Annotated in this window: 10 protein-coding genes, 1 tRNA gene and 3 pseudogenes; 4 read left to right on the top strand and 10 right to left on the bottom strand. The window is 69.8% G+C overall.

The window, feature by feature from the left end:
• Positions 1–29 precede the first annotated feature (29 nt).
• Together AB0F91_RS31745 and AB0F91_RS31740 are read left to right on the top strand one after the other, a co-directional pair.
• Positions 30–263, top strand: a complete 234-nt coding sequence (locus AB0F91_RS31745; protein ID WP_360603460.1) for a helix-turn-helix domain-containing protein — start codon at positions 30–32, stop codon at positions 261–263.
• Entirely contained in the window at positions 247–1,452 is a 1,206-nt protein-coding gene (locus AB0F91_RS31740) for a tyrosine-type recombinase/integrase (RefSeq protein ID WP_360603458.1), read from the top strand. Before AB0F91_RS31745 ends, AB0F91_RS31740 begins: the two co-directional genes overlap by 17 nt.
• 119 nt (positions 1,453–1,571) lie before the next feature.
• On the opposite strand, the gene AB0F91_RS31735 is transcribed toward AB0F91_RS31740, so the two are convergent.
• From AB0F91_RS31735 to AB0F91_RS31725, 3 genes and pseudogenes are all read right to left on the bottom strand, one after another.
• On the bottom strand, positions 1,572–2,555 hold the full coding sequence (locus AB0F91_RS31735) for a RelA/SpoT domain-containing protein (protein WP_360603649.1): 984 nt from the start codon (positions 2,553–2,555) through the stop codon (positions 1,572–1,574).
• A 198-nt stretch (positions 2,556–2,753) separates the two neighbouring features.
• Positions 2,754–2,912: pseudogene (locus AB0F91_RS31730) on the bottom strand (IS5/IS1182 family transposase); the annotation flags it as partial.
• Positions 2,913–3,027: 115 nt separating this feature from the next.
• Positions 3,028–3,101: transfer RNA gene (locus tag AB0F91_RS31725), tRNA-Thr, on the bottom strand.
• A 135-nt stretch (positions 3,102–3,236) separates the two neighbouring features.
• Here AB0F91_RS31725 and AB0F91_RS31720 point away from each other — a divergent pair.
• Positions 3,237–4,916 carry a hypothetical protein gene (locus tag AB0F91_RS31720; protein ID WP_360603456.1) on the top strand — a complete coding sequence of 560 codons (1,680 nt, stop codon included), beginning with the start codon at positions 3,237–3,239 and terminating at the stop codon, positions 4,914–4,916.
• A 60-nt stretch (positions 4,917–4,976) separates the two neighbouring features.
• On the opposite strand, the gene AB0F91_RS31715 is transcribed toward AB0F91_RS31720, so the two are convergent.
• From AB0F91_RS31715 to topA, 7 genes and pseudogenes are all read right to left on the bottom strand, one after another.
• On the bottom strand, positions 4,977–6,176 hold the full coding sequence (locus tag AB0F91_RS31715; protein ID WP_360603454.1) for a DNA polymerase III subunit delta': 1,200 nt from the start codon (positions 6,174–6,176) through the stop codon (positions 4,977–4,979).
• A complete protein-coding gene (locus AB0F91_RS31710) occupies positions 6,173–8,338 on the bottom strand; it encodes a dTMP kinase (protein ID WP_360603452.1) in 2,166 nt (721 codons plus the stop codon). Before AB0F91_RS31710 ends, AB0F91_RS31715 begins: the two co-directional genes overlap by 4 nt.
• A 140-nt stretch (positions 8,339–8,478) precedes the next feature.
• Entirely contained in the window at positions 8,479–9,117 is a 639-nt protein-coding gene (locus AB0F91_RS31705) for a hypothetical protein (protein ID WP_360603450.1), read from the bottom strand.
• Positions 9,118–9,676: 559 nt separating this feature from the next.
• A pseudogene (locus AB0F91_RS31700) lies at positions 9,677–10,297 on the bottom strand (ESX secretion-associated protein EspG); the annotation flags it as partial.
• Positions 10,298–10,609: 312 nt separating this feature from the next.
• Positions 10,610–10,735: pseudogene (locus AB0F91_RS31695) on the bottom strand (ESX secretion-associated protein EspG); the annotation flags it as partial.
• A gap of 78 nt (positions 10,736–10,813) precedes the next feature.
• Positions 10,814–11,953: an MFS transporter gene (locus AB0F91_RS31690; RefSeq protein WP_360603448.1), complete on the bottom strand. Its 1,140-nt coding sequence runs from the start codon at positions 11,951–11,953 to the stop codon at positions 10,814–10,816.
• A gap of 70 nt (positions 11,954–12,023) precedes the next feature.
• Positions 12,024–14,912 (bottom strand): type I DNA topoisomerase, encoded by a 2,889-nt coding sequence (gene topA, locus AB0F91_RS31685; RefSeq protein ID WP_360603446.1) that lies wholly within the window; start codon positions 14,910–14,912, stop codon positions 12,024–12,026.
• A 317-nt stretch (positions 14,913–15,229) separates the two neighbouring features.
• Here topA and AB0F91_RS31680 point away from each other — a divergent pair, with 317 nt between their 5' ends.
• Positions 15,230–16,054 (top strand): serine protease, encoded by an 825-nt coding sequence (locus AB0F91_RS31680; RefSeq protein WP_360603444.1) that lies wholly within the window; start codon positions 15,230–15,232, stop codon positions 16,052–16,054.
• The last annotated feature ends 1 nt before the right edge of the window (position 16,055 follow it).

Here is a 16,055-nt window from a genome sequence, read left to right as displayed (position 1 = left end):
GCCCGGCTTCACGACACCAAGGGACTCTCATGGACGCACCGATCCTGCCGCCCGCAGTGCCCGCACGACACCTCTACACCGTCGACGAAGCGAAGCGCCTGCTCTCAATGAGCCGCTCAGTGATCTACGAACTCATGCGCGCCGGGCGCCTGCTGTCCGTGAAGCAGGGCCGGGCGCGGCTCATCCCGGCGATTGCCATCAAGCAGTACGTGGACCAGCTCATCCAGGAAGCGGAGGTGACCGGCTATGGCCACGCGGCGTAGTCGTGGGGACGGCGGACTCTACTGGGACGAGTCGCGCCAGCGCTGGACGGCAGAGGTCACCGTCGGGTTCCGGCCGAACGGCAAGCGCATCGTGCGGAAAGCACGCGGCAAGACGAAGACGGAAGCCAAGAACAAGCTCAAGGAACTGCTCAGCGACATCGATGAGGGAGCGGCCAACGCGTCGGCCGGCTACACGGTCGCGCAGGCGGTGAACGACTGGTTGGACAGCTACGAACGGGGCGAGCGGGACCCGAACACGGTCAAGGCCGTCCGGTCGCTGGCGAACAACCACATCATCCCGGCGATCGGCGCTCGACCGCTGGTGAAGCTCGACGTGGACGACGTCGAGGAGTGGCTAGCGGAGAAGGCCGAAGTGCTGGTCACCTCGACCCTGCGCAATCTCCGCTCCATCCTCCGGAGGGCGATCAACCGCGCTCAGGTGCGCAAGCGGGTTCGGCACAACGTGGTGCTGTTGTGCGAGGAACTGCCGGCCGGCAAGGGAGCCGGACGGCCGTCGAAGGCACTCACGCTCGCGCAGGCCGAAGCGGTGCTCACCGCGGCGGAGTCATCGCCGATGCGCGCCTACATCGTGGTGTCGCTACTGACCGGCGCGCGAACGGAGGAGATGCGCCCACTGACGTGGGATCACGTGGACTTGGTCGGTAAGCCGGGCGCGTCGCCGGCGATCCCGCCGAACATCAAGGTGTGGCGTTCGGTCCGCGCCAAGGGCGAGACTAAGACCCGGAAGTCCCGGCGAACGCTGGCGCTGCCTGAGCGGGCCGTGAGGGCGCTGGAGGACCACCGGGCGGCCCAGAGTGCGGTGAAAGCGGTCGCGGGCGACGACTGGCGCGAACAGGGGCTGGTGTTCGCGACCAACGTCGGCACCGAGCGAGACGTCAACAACGTCCGGCGGGACTTCCGCCGGGTGATCAAGGCGGCCGGGCTCAAACCGACGCAGTGGACGCCCCGGGAGCTGCGGCACAGCTTCGTCTCGATCCTCTCGGACGGAGGGATGCCGATCGAGGAGATCTCGCGGTTAGTCGGGCACAGCAGCACCGCCGTGACGGAGCTGGTCTACCGGAAGCAGATCCGGCCAGTGGTCGAGTCAGGCGCGGTCGCGATGGACCGGCTTCTGCCCGCGGCTGGTGAACCTCCGGAAGTATCTGCTCCCGCCGACCAGGCGTCTTAGCCCCATCAGACGAGTTAGGCCCACCCGGGCTGTCGGGTGGGCCTGACTCGTGCAATTCGTACGACAACCGCGTTGACCAGCGGTCGTGTTGCCGTCGGCCCTCATCATCTACCGCCGACTCACCTACTGACATAAGGTGATAGGCACGCCGTGACGAACTCGGTGAAACGGCCGGTGTCTGCGAAGTAGTTCGGGTACGCGTCGCGCAACTGGCTGATCCGGGCGATGTTGATGAGCACCGCGTCCAGGTCCTCGTTGTCCAATGCCTCCAACGAGGTGATCCTGGCCTCTGCGGCGGCCAGCGTCTCGTGCACCGTCACTGTGAGCCTTCCCTCGGTCCGCCAGAGCTCAAGGGTCAGGGTGTTCCGGCGGTCTGTCTTGGCATGCTCGCCCACGATCGCCGCGTAGCCCCGTAGCCGCTCCAGAACGCCCACGTTCGCCTCCAGGCGCGACAACTCGGCCGCCAGCTCCTCCCGCGTCCCATGGGCGCCGGGCACCGGGGCGGTGCCTTCCTCGTACGCCATGAGCGAGCCGACCAGGACGAAGAACCTGAGCACGTCCGTGTCGCCCTTCCCGTACTTCAGTTCGCTGCCCGAGAACAAATCCATGGTCTCGACGGCGGTCGCCCAGGCGTGCTGGAGCAGCGTGCGCACCTGCAGCTCGATCCGCAGGCCGTGGTATTCCTTTTTCGAGGCTCCGTACTCGTACACCAGGTGAACACCCCGGTAGCCGGAGTCGCGTGGCCCCGGGTCGTCACGTAGGTAGTCGTAGACCTTCTTGACGCGGTTCTTGCTCCGTGGCAAGTCCCTCAGGACGCTGACCAACTCGTCCACCTCGGCGACGGTGTCGAAGACCACCCGGCAGCCCCCCAAGTCCTGCATGGTGGTCACGCTCATCGTGGGGTGGCGCTTCAGCTTGTCTAGGATCGTGGGCAGGCGCTTCCGGCGCTCGGCCACGACGGCGTCCGGGTTCACGTCGAGCGCTCGCTGCCGCACGGTCACGGTCACCGCGTTCAGAGGAAATGCGTGGGCGAGACGGTAGTTGCTCAGGACCTCCCGCGCCTCCCGGATCTCCTCGGGGGTGCCCGTCCCCTTACCGATCATCCGGCTCGCGCGTTGGACGCGCTTGTTCGAGTTCTCAGGGACCACCCATTTCTTCATGGTCGCGACCGTACAGGGCCGCGCCGACGCCCGACCGCGGTTATCTCCGCGGTCGGCGCGGCCCTTTCCGGAGATCGAGGGGACCGTCCGGAGGCTACCGGTCGATACGGACGCACGGCCGTCGGAATCTTGGCGGAGCCCGCCCGAGGTGGCCACGAAGATGATCGCCGCCAGACATTCACGGTCCCCAGCTCGTCGGCGGCCGCCGCCCTGCGGGCGTATGACCTCCGTCGGCGGGACCACCCGCCGGAACAGCGTCCACAACTCGTCTGGCACCAGCCGCTCGATCAGCTCCGGCATGTGCGGTTCAACGCGCGATCGCACCATCAGAAACGACGTCTTAGTCACCCACTTAGTCACCCACCACACGAGTCAGGCCCCATCCGACGATCTTCGGATGGGGCCTGACCTGCGGAGCCGCCTGGGGGAATCGAACCCCCGACCTATTCATTACGAGTGAATCGCTCTGGCCGACTGAGCTAAGGCGGCATGTCGGGTGGCTGGTGCCGTCCGACGGGAACAAGTGTAGCGGAGGCGGTTGGCGTCACCTTGCGGGGGCCGCGTCGTTAGGGTCCTATGACCTCGGTCTCACTCCCCGATCGGCCTACCTGGAGGACTCGGCACATGCGGCGAAGACTGCCCCGCGCGGTGGCCCTGCCCGCGGCAGCGGCATTGCTGCTGCTCATGGCCGGACCGGCGAGCGCACAGGAGATCCCGACGACGCCGATCCCGAAGCCGGCGAACCCCACGCAACCCCCGATGTCGGCGCCGATCGGGCCGCAGCCGCTCGGCCACGCGGTGGGCGACGCGGGCACGGCGCTGGGCGTGCTGCGCCTGCTGCCGAACTCCGTGCCGACGTCGACGATCCTGCCCGGCTTCGGGCAGACGCTGCCGAAGCAGTCGGCGCTGGAAGCCGGGATGGGCCTGTCGAGCGCGTCGGCGAACTCCGAGGCGTACCTGGCGTACGAAAAGTCGATCGCGCAGGCGTCGCCGTTCGGCGTGGCGGTGGGAGGCCAGGCGCCGCAGACGCCGGGCTCCGTGGTGCAGACCGCGCTGCCGGACAACCCGAAGCCGCTCTCGGGTGGGCTCAACGCGCCGTCGAATCCGCTGCTCAACATCGGCGTCCTGAACGGCACCGCGCACGCCCGCTGGAGTGACTCGCTGGGCCCGTGCGTGGACACGATCGCCGACGCGAGCACGTCGGTGGCGAGCCTTTCGCTGCTGAACGTGATCCCGTCGCTGCCGCAGATCCCGTTGCTGGGCCAGGGTGGACTGAACCTGCCGCAGGGCACGCAGCTCGCGCAGGGCTTCGACCCGGCGAAGGGCCTGCAGAGCCTCGGTGGCCTGCTGTCGGGTGGCGGCCAGACCGCAGCCGACGGCACCGGTTCGCTGCTGAGCCTGCCGAACACGCTGTCGTCGCGTTCGCAGGTGAAGCTCGTGGACATCCCGGGATCGAAGAACAAGGCGGTGCAGTCGATCTCGACGCTGCAGGCCGCCGACATCGACATCCTCAAAGGCACGCCGCTGGAGCTGTCCATCAAGGTCGCCAGTCAGCCGACGCTCACCGTCACCTCGACTGGCGACGAGAAGACCTCGAAGGTCGACTACACCGCGCCCGTGCTGACCATCGAGGCCGGCGGCAAGACGCTGTACACGCTCGACGCGGCGCACCCGACCAAGGACATTCCGATCGGCCTGCCGCTCGCGGGCCTGAGCGACAAGTTCGGGCAGCTCAACTCGATCCCCGTGGTCGGCGGCCTCGTGTCCACGCTGACGAAGGGCATCCAGCAGGTCGGCGACACCGCGGGCACCGTCCTCGACCTCGGCGTCCTGCGGCTGTCGATCGCCGGTCTGGACCTGAAGGGCTCCGTCGCGACCACGCCGTACAAGGGTTACCAGCTCGGCGCCTCGGCGCGGCTGTTCGACCTCCAGGTGCTCCCGACGAAGAACCTGAAGATCCTGCTCCCCGCGGGCGCCGGCGACAACCTCCCGTCGTCGCTGGCGCAGCTGTCCCTGGGCGAACAGGTCGCGCGCGCCTACGCCCCCACCGGCGGCGTCGTCTGCGGCACGGCCACCACGGCCCCGCCCGCGGCCGGCGGCCAGGCGCCCAAGGGGCCGGTCAAGAACCTTGCGTACACGGGCACGGCGTACGACACCGTGCCGCTCTTCTGGACCGGTACGGCGATGCTGCTGCTCGGCGTCGTGATGGTCGCGGCGATCCCGAACCGTCGCCGGATCGCCGCGCCGGTGAAGCAGCACTCCGACGACGCTCCGCGCAAGCCGTCCCCGCACCCACGCGACTGATCCGCCACGGCAACGGCCCGGTGACCCTCGTGGTGGCCGGGTCGTTGCCGTCGGGCGCGCTCAGCCCTGGCGCAGCGTCGTCACCATGGCCTCCACGGCGATGCGCGGCTTGACGTTCAGCTCGATCGCCTCGCGGCATTCGAGGACGGCTTCCAGGCGGCGCAGCGTGGATTCCGGTGTCCAGGCCGCGGCGGCGGCGCGGATTTCGTCGGCGTGGTCCGGGTGGTTGAGGGTCGCGCCGGAGTGGGTGGTGGTGACGAGGACGTCGCGGTAGAAGCCGGCGAGGTCGACGAGCGCGAGGTCGAGCGTGTCGCGCTGGGTGCGGGTCGCGCGGGACTTCTGGCGTTTTTCGAGCTGCTTCACGGCGGCCTCGGCCGCGCGTTTCGCGCCGGCGACGCCCTTGCCGATGCCGTCGCCGCCCATGGCGGTGCGCAGCTCGGAGCGTTCGTTCTCGTCGCGGGCCTTGCTCTCCTCGCCGGCGTCGGCCTCCGCGGCGCTGATCAGCTGGTCGGCGCTGGTGAAGACGTCGGCGGGGCGGCGCAGTCCCGTCGGGATCCGCAGCACGGTGGCGCGGCGCTGGCGCGCGGAGTCGTCCGTGGCGAGCCGGCGCGCGCGGCCGACGTGGCCGCCGCAGACCGACGCGGCCCACTGTGCAAGCTCGGCGTCGACACCGTCGCGCGCGACCAGCACCTGCGCGATGGCCTCGGGCGGCGGCGTCCGCAGCGTCACCAGACGGCAGCGCGAGCGGATGGTCACCGACACGTCGTCCGGGTGGTCCGAAGGCGCGCACAGCAGGAACACCGTGCGCTCCGGCGGCTCCTCGACGGCCTTGAGCAGCGCGTTCGACGCGCCTTCCGTGAGCCGGTCGGCGTCTTCGATGATCACGACCTGCCACTCGCCCGTGGTCGGGCGCCGCGCTGCGGCCTGCACCAGCGCGCGCATCTCCGCGACCGAGATTGACAGGCCTTCGGGCACCACGAGCCGGACGTCGGCGTGCGTGCCCGCCATCGTCGTGCGGCAGCCGGGGCACGCGCCGCAGCCCGTACCGGTGCTGCACTGCAACGCGGCCGCGAACGTGCGAGCCGCGACCGAACGGCCCGACCCCGGCGGGCCCGTGATCAGCCACGCGTGCGTCATCGCACCCGGTGGGACGGGCTCCCCCGCCACGATCTTCGCGGCCGCCGACGAAGCCGTCGACAGCGTTTCGACCGCCGGTTCCTGACCCACGAGCTCGGCCCAGACGCCGATCGGCCCGGTCACTTGGCGTCCACTTCGGACACTTCCTGCGCGGGCGCGAGCTCGGCCTCTGCGACGGCGCCTTCGACGACGTCGGCCGTCGCCACGGCGTGGGTGCTGTGGTCCAGCTCCCGTCGCTCGGCCGGCTCCGCAGGCGCCAGCCCGGACAGGCGGCCGACGAACACCGCCAGCACGGCCGTGCGGACGCGTGCGGCGACCTCGTCGTCGGTGCCGTCGGCGTCGACGACCACGTACCGGTCCGGGTCCGCCGCGGCCATCTCGGCGAGCAGGTGCTGCACTCGCCACTGATCGTTCACCGGCACCGAAGAGCTCTGCTCGCGCTGGCCGGGATCGGCGTCGAGCAGCACCGTGAGGTCGGGGCGTAGCTTGCCGGTGGCCCAGTCGGCCAGGCCCTCGAGCTCACCGGCGTCAAGGCCGGCAACCGTGCACAGGTGCGCGAGCGGCGAGTCGACAAAGCGCTCCATCACCACCACGGACCCGGCGTCGAGTGCCGGCTGGATCTCGCGTTCGACCAGCTCCGCACGCACGGCGGCGGCGACGAGCGCCTGGGCCCGCGCGCCCGTGAGTGACGCGTCGGAGATCAGCGAACGGAACCGCCGCTCGTCGAGTGCGGGGTCCGCGGCCAGCACCACGGGCCGGGTGCCGGTGCCGAGCCAACGCGCGAGGCGCGCGGCCTGGCTGGCCGTGTTGATGGCCGTGGTGCCTTCGAGCGCGATGAGGAATCCGTTGACGCGCCGGGGTGCGCGGCGCAGGGCGTTGCGCAGGTCGGAGAGGATCTTCTCGCTGCGGCGGTCGTCCATCTGCCGGTAGGCGATCACGCCGAGCAGCACCGCGAGCACACCGCCGCCGATCATCACCGGGCGCGTGCCGTCGATGGTGACGGGGCTGCCCCACACGTTGATCTGGTGCGGGCGGACCAGGCCGATCAACGCCGGTGTGACGATCGTCGAGCCGAACAGCACGATCTTCAGCATCGACTGGTAAATCGCGTTGACCCGGCCACGGATCGCGTCTTCGACCCGCGAGCCGATGATCGTGACACCGGTGAGGAACGCCGTGCCGGCGCAGACCCCGGTGAGCGCCACAGCGACCACCGAGATCGCGAGGTGCGGCGACAGCGCTAGGACGACCAGCGTCAACCCCGCGCCGATGATGGAGATGCCGAACAGCCGATCGTGCGCCAGGCGCCGCGCGAGCTTCGGCGCGACGGCCATGCCCGTGGCGAGGCCGAGGAACACGGCCAGCACCAGCAGGTTGAACGCGGCGTCGCCCGCGAGCAGCGAAATCGCGTACTGGTGGGCGGACGCGATCACCGCCCCGCCCGCGGCGAACGCCCCGAAAGCTCCGATCAGGAGCCCGCGCACCAAGGGCGTGCTCTTCACGAAGCGCAGGCCGTCGCGCACCATGTCGCCGAAGCCGAACTTTTCTTCGTCGGCCTTCTTGACCTTCTGGTCGGGCAGCTTGTGGACGTCGCGCAGCGAGAGCTCGGGGATGCGGGTCGCGATGAGGATGCCGCTGGTCAGGTAGAGCAGGCCGTTGATGACGACGACGATCTTCGCGATGTAGAGGTCGGCAGTCGGGCCCTGGAACAGGTGGAATGTGGTGTTCGCACCAAGGATGAGGGCGTTGGCGCCGGCGGCGGTGATCACGGCGAGGCCGTAGGTCATCACCATGCCGAGCTGGTTGGCCGTCTCGACCTGGTCCGGGCGGCGCAGCAGGTTGGGCACCGCCGCGTCCTTCGACGGGATCCACATGATCGAGCAGCAGCCGACCAGGAAGTTCGCGACGAACAGCCACCACGGCGCGCCGACGATCGCGATCGACAGCAGGAAACCGCAGCGCAGGAAGTCGCAGACCACCATCACCTTGCGGCGGTCGAAGCGGTCGGCGAGGATGCCGCCGATCGGCGCGAACAGCAGGCCGGGCAGCAGGTTCGTGAGCACCACGCCGACGAACGCGAAGTTCTGCGCGGTGTAGTTGCTGAGCAGCTTGGTGCTGAGCGCCGTCAGCGCCAGCAGGTTCAGCCAGTCGGCGACACTGCACAGGTACGTGACGCCCCACAGCCGACGGAATGGTCTGATCGCCAACACCCGACGAACGCGGTGGATCGTGGACGCTTCGGCACTCGCCGAACCACCCGATCCGGCGCCGGGTACCGACCGCACGCCTTCGCTGATACGCCCACCCCACTCGTCACGGCGGCGTCGGGAAACCCCGTTTCGGATCCCCCGACCGTGTCGTCAGGGTAGCCCGATCACCGATCCGGACACGGCACCGGCCCGGGTGTGGCGGTGGTGGAACGACGTCAGCTGAACAGGCCCGTCACACTGCTGACCAGGCTCGACACCATGTACAGCGCGATCACGACGAACACGATGAGCAGCACGACCGCGAGGATCACGCCCGCCGCGCTCGTCGACGGACGGCCCAGGTTCGGCATGCCGATAGTCGGCAGGCTCCGTTTTTTGGCCTGCCGTTCGGCTAGCTCCGCCTCGATGTCGTCATCGGCGACCTCGGCTTTCGCCTTCGGCCGGGGCCGCGGCACCCGCTTGAGCAACTGCGGCGCGCGGGTGGGCCACGTCCGCTGCCTGGGCAGCAACCCGAGTGGCACGCCGTCGGGCTTCTCCTCGACCGGCTGGATCGGCTGCGGCGTGCGCGCGCCCTCCTCCCGCAGCGCGGCCTCGACCATCCGCTTCACGGCCTCGGGGTCGTGCTGCACGGGCCGCGCGGTCGGCAACGGCCGCGCCTCGTCCGCCGACGCCGCGGGCGCCGCCTCGGCCGCCGTCACCAGCCCGGCGAGCGGATCGGCGAACCGCTCCCCGCCGACGCTGCCGTCCAGCGTCCCGTCACGCTCCGGTTGCGGGGCGCTGCGGGCGTTGGCGCCGGCGGCGCTTTGCGTGCCTTGGGGGGCATTGAAGAAGGGAGCCCCACCGGTCGTGCTCATGGTGACCACCTCACTACGGAATGTCCTCGCCTTCCAGTGTCGGCGACACTACCGGCTCCCGCATCCGCCCAATGGCCGCAGAACCACTCGCGCCCACGCCGCCGACCGGACGGTCCCGCAGCAGTTTGCAGGCCACGGCCACCCCGGTCGACCGCCGAAAGCGACGTCCGCGGGTGATACCGGTCACGAGATCGGGCACTCTTCGTAATCGATCGTGGCCGGCGTCCTGGTGCCCGGCGAACGTTTCAGCGGCGACGGCAGTCGGCAGCTCCGGTTCGGCCGGCGATCAGACCGGGCTCATCCGCCCATCGAAACCCGCTTCGCGTCAGTCCGCGGCACCGCGCGGGCGGGTGCCTTGCCGATCCGCACCCCAGCCCGGCGCATTCCGCGGGGCCAGCACCATCGAGCCAGCACCGTCGGGCAGAACGCGGAGCCACAAGTCATGCACCGCTGCGGCGGGCGTTCGGCTCCAGCGGCTCATGCCGCAAGGCGCGCTCGAAGCCGGTCCCCTTCACCTCCCTTGCCGATCCCCGGATGCCCAGGTCGGGCATCGCGGCGGTCAGGCATGGTTGCGCACCGCTTCGACAATCCACGCTTCCGCCGTGCTGCGGGTGGCGGGTTGCCAGGTCATGAGCCAGCCGCCGTCGGGACGGGGGGCGGCGCGGAACTGGTAGCGACCCTGGTCGTTGTCGACGAGGCCGAAGGCGCCGTGCGGGTATTCGGCGAGAACGGCGTCGCGAACAGCCAGGTCGACCAGCACCGTGCCGAGGCGCGGGCGGGCGACCGCGGCGCGGATGACGTCGAGCGAGCCCCACGCGGCGCGCGGGACGAGGCCGCTGCGGTCGGTCTCGATGCGGACGGCCGGCCCCGGACCCTGCGGACGGTCAGGCAGCCCGTCGAACACCCAGCCCGGCAGGGCACTGAGCAGGCCGGACCGCAGCCGCGCGCGACGGCCCAGCTTGCTCATCACCGTGGTGTAGTCCTCGTCGCCGAAGAAGCGCACCTCCCACGGCTCTGGGCGCGCCGGGAAGACGCCGGTCACCACGCCGCGGATGAAGCCACCCCGCAGCACGCGGTAGAGCCCCACGGCCTCCGGCGTCACCTCGCCCTCGGGGACCAGGCCGAGCTCTGACATGCCCGCCACGAACCGCGCGTACTGCTCGATCTCCTCGATCAACGCCGGCACCAGGGTGGGCCCGAACGACTGCCGCACCTGGTCGGCCAGGCTCAGCTCCTCCGAAGGCTCCGAAGAGCCCGAAGACGCCGACGAGTTCAAAGAACCCGCCACGCCGTCAGCACCGGAAGCTCCCGAGGCGCCCCGCGCCCCGGACTCGCCCGAACGACCCGAGACATCCCGAGCTCCCGAGCCGTCCTCAGAATCCGGGCGAGCGCGCCCCGAGCTCGCCACCTCCCCCAGATCCCGGTAACCCGAGTCACCGGGACCCCAGCCGGGCGGCCCGGAACCACTGGCACCGGAACCACCCACCCCCTCCAGCACCGGCGGCACCGTGAACTGCGGGTCGTAGAACTCCATCACCGACGGCCGCTCCGGTACCTCGGCCCGGAGCGGCGCGATGACTTCGTCGATGACGTCGAAGACTGCGGTCGCTGAACTCACCCCTGTATTGAACACCCTGGCACCGACAATTTTTCGAACTTTTGTTCGACTCGCCGCGACCGTGCGCCGAACGGTCGGTCAGGGGGCCGGAACCGGGACCGCCCGCATGGTCGGAGCCAGGAAGTACACCGACGCCACTAGCGCCCCGACCACGCCCAAAGTCCAGTGCAGCCCGATACCGCCGGCGAGGGCGCCGATGAGGACCGGCCCGACGAGGAAGCCGAAGTATCCGCAGGCCGCCACGGCCGCGATCGCGCGCCCGGGCGCGAAAGGCTGCTTGCGGCCGGCCGCGCTCCACGCCAGCGGCACCATGCCGGACACCCCGAGCCCCACCACGGCGAACCCGGCGACCGCGAACCCGGGCACCGGCACGGCCACCACCAGCAAGAACCCGACCAGGGTCACCACAGTCGCCACCCGCATGAAGGGCACCACCCCGATCCGCTCCACCAGCCGGTCGGCCACCACCCGCACCGCGATCATCGTGATCGAGAACGCGAAGTACCCCAGCGACGCCAACGCAGCCGACGCGGCCGTGACCTCTTGCAGGTAAACCGCACTCCAGTCGTTCACGGTCCCCTCTGCCACGAAGCCGCAGAACGCGATCACCCCGAGTGGGATCAGCGCCTTGCCCGGCAGCGCGAACGCCGCGTCGCCCTGGCCGCGGTCGGCGCCCGGCAGCAAGCGCCTCGACGCGGCCAGCGCGACCACCAGCAGCAGCACGCCCGTCACGGTGAAGTGCACGCCGATCGGCACCCGCTCCAGCAGCGCGCCGACGCCGGAACCCAGCAGCCCGCCGATGTTCCAGAACGCGTGGAACCCCGCGAAGATGGGTCGTCCGTACGCCTCCTCAACGCGCGCGGCGTGGGCGTTCATCGACACGTCGAGCAGGCTGTTGCCCACGCCGAGCACCACGAGCGCACCCACGAAAGCGATCAGGTTCGAAGCCAGCGCGGCCAGCGGCAAGCCCGCGCACAGCACCGTGGCACCGACCACGACACCCCGCCGGCTGCCGATCTTCGTGAGCACCGGCCCGGCCGCCACCAGCGCCACCACGGATCCCGCCGCGAGGCCGAACAGGCCGATCGCCAGCTGCCCCGCGCTCAGGCCCGCGTGAGCCTGCGCCGCCGGGATCCGCGCGGCCCACGTGGCGAACGCCGCCCCGCACACCGCGAACACCACCGAAACGGCCGCTCGCGCACGCCGCGTCTCCTGCATCGAAACCGTCCCCCAGACGCGAAGAAGGGCCACCCGAAAGTCTCGGGTGGCCCCGACGGATCTCCGCCTGCTACTTGGCCTTCGCGGTGCTCGCCTTCTTCGCGGGCGCCTTCTTGGCCGTCGTCGTCTTCGCCGCGGCGGCCGACTTCGTGGCCGAAGCCGACTTCGCCGCCGTGGACTTCGCCGGTGCCTTGCGCGTTGTCGTGGTGCGGCGCTTCGGAGCCGGGCCCTTCGCCCGCTTCTCCGCAAGAAGCTCCGCGCCGCGCTCGGCCGTCAGCTCCTCGATGCTGTCGGACTTCCGCAGCGTCGCGTTGTACTCGCCGTCGGTGACGTACGGGCCGAAGCGTCCGTCCTTGACCACCATCGGCTTGCCTGACACGGGGTCGTCACCGAGCTCCTTCAGCGGCGGCTTCGCCGTCGCCGACCGGCCGCGCTGCTTCGGCTCCGAGTAGATCTTCAGCGCCTCTTCCAGCGTGATCGAGAACAGCTGGTCCTCGGTCTGGATCGAGCGCGAGTCGGTGCCCTTCTTCAGGTACGGCCCATAGCGCCCGTTCTGCGCGGTGATCTCCTCACCCGACTCCGGGTCCTTGCCGACCACGCGCGGCAGCGACAGCAGCTTCAGCGCGTCTTCGAGGGTCATCGTGTCGATGGCCATCGACTTGAACAGCGAGCCCGTGCGCGGCTTTGGCTGCTTCGCCTTGGCGGCCTTCTTCTGCGAGGCCGTCGCGCCCTCGGGCAGCGGCTCGGGCTCGGGCAGCACCTCGGTGACGTACGGGCCGAAGCGGCCTTCCTTCGCCACGATCTCGTGCCCGCTCACCGGGTCGACGCCCAGCAGACGGCCTTCCTGCGGTGTCGCGAAGAGCTTCTCCGCGATCTCCGACGTCAGCTCGTCCGGCGGCAGGTCCTCGGGCAGGTTGGCGCGCTGCGACTGGCCGTCGACCTCACGCTCGAGGTACGGCCCGTAGCGGCCCACGCGCACGACGACCTTGTGCCCGTCGGCGTCGTTGAACAGTGGGATCGAGTTGATCTCGCGCGCGTCGATGCCCTCGACGCTGCCGTCGACCAGCTTCTTGAGCCCGCCGAGCCGCCCGACCGAGCCCTCCACGCCGAAGTCGCCGCCGAAGTAGAACTTCGAGAGCCACTGCACGCGCTGCTCGTCGCCGTTGGCGATGCGGTCGAGCTCGTCCTCGAGGCCGGCGGTGAAGTTGTAGTCCACCAGGCGCTCGAAGTGCCGCTCCATCAGGCCGATGACGGCGAACGCGACCCACGAGGGCACCAGGGCGGAGCCCTTCTTCCACACGTAGCCGCGGTCCTGGATGGTCTTGATGATCGACGCGTACGTCGACGGGCGGCCGATGCCCAGCTCTTCCAGCTTGCTCACGAGGCTCGGCTCGGAGTAGCGCGCGGGCGGCGAGGTGGTGTGGCCGTCGGCCGACAGGTCGGACGCGGTCAGCCCCTGGTCCTTCACCAGCACCGGCAGACGGCTCTGCTTGTCGTCGGCCTCGCCGCCGGCCTCGGTGTCGACGGCCTCGACGTACGCCTTCAGGAAGCCGGCGAAGGTGATCGTGCGGCCCGAAGCGGCGAAAGTGCACTCCTCGCCCGAGGTCGCGGTGCCGACGATGCGCACCGACATCGTGGTGCCCTTCGCGTCGGCCATCTGCGACGCGATCGTGCGCTGCCAGATCATTTCGTACATGCGGAACTCGTCGGAGTCCAGCTCGCCCGCGACCTGGCCCGGCGTGCGGAACACCTCGCCGGACGGGCGGATCGCCTCGTGGGCTTCCTGCGCGTTCTTCACCTTGCGCGTGTACTGCCGCGGCGAAGGCGACACGTACTCCTTGCCGTACAGCTGCGTCGCCTGGCTGCGGGCGGCCGAGATCGCCGACTCCGACAGCGTGGTCGAGTCGGTACGCATGTAGGTGATATAGCCGTTTTCGTACAGCTTCTGCGCGATCCGCATCGTGCGCTCGGACGTGAAGCGCAGCTTGCGGCCCGCTTCCTGCTGCAGCGTCGAGGTCATGAAGGGCGCGTACGGCTTCCGCGTGTACGGCTTCTCCTCGACGCTGGACACGGTGAAGTCGCGGTTGGCCAGCGCCTGCGTCAGAGCCTGCGCCTCGGCCTCGCCGAGCACGCGGATCTCCTTGGCCGTGCCCTTGAGCTGACCGTTGGAGTCGAAGTCGCGGCCGGTGGCCAGGCGGGCACCGTCGACACCGACCAAGCGCGCCGGGAACGTCTGCGGCGAAGCGTCCTCTCCGGCGTCCATGGTGGCGGAGATGTCCCAGTACGAAGCCGAGGTGAAGCGCATGCGCTCCCGCTCACGCTCGACCACGATCCGCGTCGCCACGGACTGCACGCGGCCCGCGGAGAGCTTCGGCATGACCTTCTTCCACAGCACCGGCGAGACCTCGTAGCCGTAGAGGCGGTCGAGAATGCGGCGGGTCTCCTGCGCGTCGACCAGGTCGACGTCGAGCTCGCGGGTCGCGTCGGCGGCCGCGCGGATCGCCTGCTCGGTGACCTCGTGGAACACCATGCGGCGCACGGGCACCTTGGGCTTGAGCGTCTCCAGCAGGTGCCACGCGATGGCTTCGCCCTCGCGGTCGGGGTCCGTGGCGAGGTAGAGCTCGTCGACGTCCTTCAGAAGGCCTTTGAGCTCTGTGACCTTGGACTTCTTGTCCGGCGTGACGATGTAGAGCGGCTTGAAGTCGTTGTCGATGTCCACGCCGAGGCGCGCCCACGACTCGCCCTTGTACTGGGCCGGCACGTCGGCCGCGCCACGTGGAAGGTCGCGGATGTGCCCGACGGAGGACTCGACGACGTAGTTGCCGCCGAGGTACGGGGCGATCTTGCGGGCCTTCGTAGGCGACTCGACGATCACCAGCCGCCGAGTCCCGGCGCCGTTCGTCCCGGTGCCGTCCTTCTTGGTCCGTGCTCCTGCCACGCTGCCCTGCTCTCCACTCATCCCCGCGCCATCGCCCTCGATGGCGGCGGCACTCCTTTTACCCCTCGACGAGGGGTGCTGCGCCCGCGTCTTCGACCTGCCAGTGTGCACGCCCGCACCGGCCGCGCAGCGGCTAGGTGGCCTGACACGCCGCCGGGCCCCTGCCCGTCGGATCGCCTTTGACCTCGGCGATGTTTCCTCTCCACACCTAGCACGTGATTCCGGACACGTGCGGTGCAGGGTATCGCGTGATCAAGCCGATACCCTCCGTTCGACGGTGGTGGTCCCGACGTTGGCACCGCTTCACTTACTACATCGTCGAGCCGAAAGGAACCACCATGACCCGACGCCTGCTCGGTGGCGTGCTCGCGGCTGTGGCCGCGTTCGCCCTGGTCACCGCCCCCGAAGCGAGCGCCGTGAGCGCCGCGACCACCACGTTCTCCGGCACGGTGGCGCTGTCCAACTGCTCCGGCTCGGTCGTCAAACCGGCCGGCACGCCGGCCACGGCACCCGCGCTCGTACTTTCCAACGGTCACTGCCTGGAGTCGGGTTTCCCCGATCCCGGCGAGGTCATCGTCGGTCAGCGGTCCACTCGCACCTTCAGCCTGCTGTCGTCAGACGGCAAAAGTTCACTCGGGACATTGAAGGCCAAGAAGGTCGTGTACGCGACCATGACCGACACCGACGTGTCGCTCTACCAGCTCGACACGACGTACGCGGCGATCCAGCAGAAGTACCGGGTCTCCCCGCTCGAACTGGTCTCGGCGCACCCGACCGCGGGCACGCACATCGACGTGGTCTCGGGCTACTGGAAGACCATCTACTCCTGCTCGATCGACGGGTTCGTGCACGAACTGCACGAGAACGGCTGGGTCTGGAAGGACTCGATCCGCTACACGCCCGAGTGCAAGACCATCGGCGGCACGTCCGGCTCCCCGATCGTCGAGACCGCGACCGGCAAGGTCATCGGCGTGAACAACACGTCGAACGACGACGGCCAGCGCTGCACACTCGACAACCCGTGCGAGGTCGACGAGTCGGGGAACGTGACCGTGCATCCCAGTACCAAGTACGGCGAGGAGACGTTCGGTATTCCCGCCTGCCTGACGACGGCGAGCGAGATCGACCTCAACCGCGCTGGTTGCACACTGCCGAAGCCCTAGC

The sequence above is a fragment of the Amycolatopsis sp. NPDC023774 genome (assembly GCF_040639695.1).
In the GTDB taxonomy this organism is placed as follows: Bacteria; Actinomycetota; Actinomycetes; order Mycobacteriales; family Pseudonocardiaceae; genus Amycolatopsis.
Note: the sequence above shows the minus strand (reverse complement) of the source record. Positions and strands in the feature narration are given on the sequence as shown.

Excerpts from the sequence above, each read along its gene's own strand:
- AB0F91_RS31745 (WP_360603460.1), top strand. The coding sequence starts at position 30 with ATGGACGCACCGATCCTGCCGCCCGCAGTGCCCGCACGACACCTCTAC.
- AB0F91_RS31740 (WP_360603458.1), top strand. The coding sequence starts at position 247 with ATGGCCACGCGGCGTAGTCGTGGGGACGGCGGACTCTACTGGGACGAG.
- AB0F91_RS31735 (WP_360603649.1), bottom strand. The coding sequence starts at position 2,555 with ATGATCGGTAAGGGGACGGGCACCCCCGAGGAGATCCGGGAGGCGCGG.
- AB0F91_RS31720 (WP_360603456.1), top strand. The coding sequence starts at position 3,237 with ATGCGGCGAAGACTGCCCCGCGCGGTGGCCCTGCCCGCGGCAGCGGCA.
- AB0F91_RS31705 (WP_360603450.1), bottom strand. The coding sequence starts at position 9,117 with ATGAGCACGACCGGTGGGGCTCCCTTCTTCAATGCCCCCCAAGGCACG.
- AB0F91_RS31690 (WP_360603448.1), bottom strand. The coding sequence starts at position 11,953 with ATGCAGGAGACGCGGCGTGCGCGAGCGGCCGTTTCGGTGGTGTTCGCG.
- topA (WP_360603446.1), bottom strand. The coding sequence starts at position 14,912 with ATGAGTGGAGAGCAGGGCAGCGTGGCAGGAGCACGGACCAAGAAGGAC.
- AB0F91_RS31680 (WP_360603444.1), top strand. The coding sequence starts at position 15,230 with ATGACCCGACGCCTGCTCGGTGGCGTGCTCGCGGCTGTGGCCGCGTTC.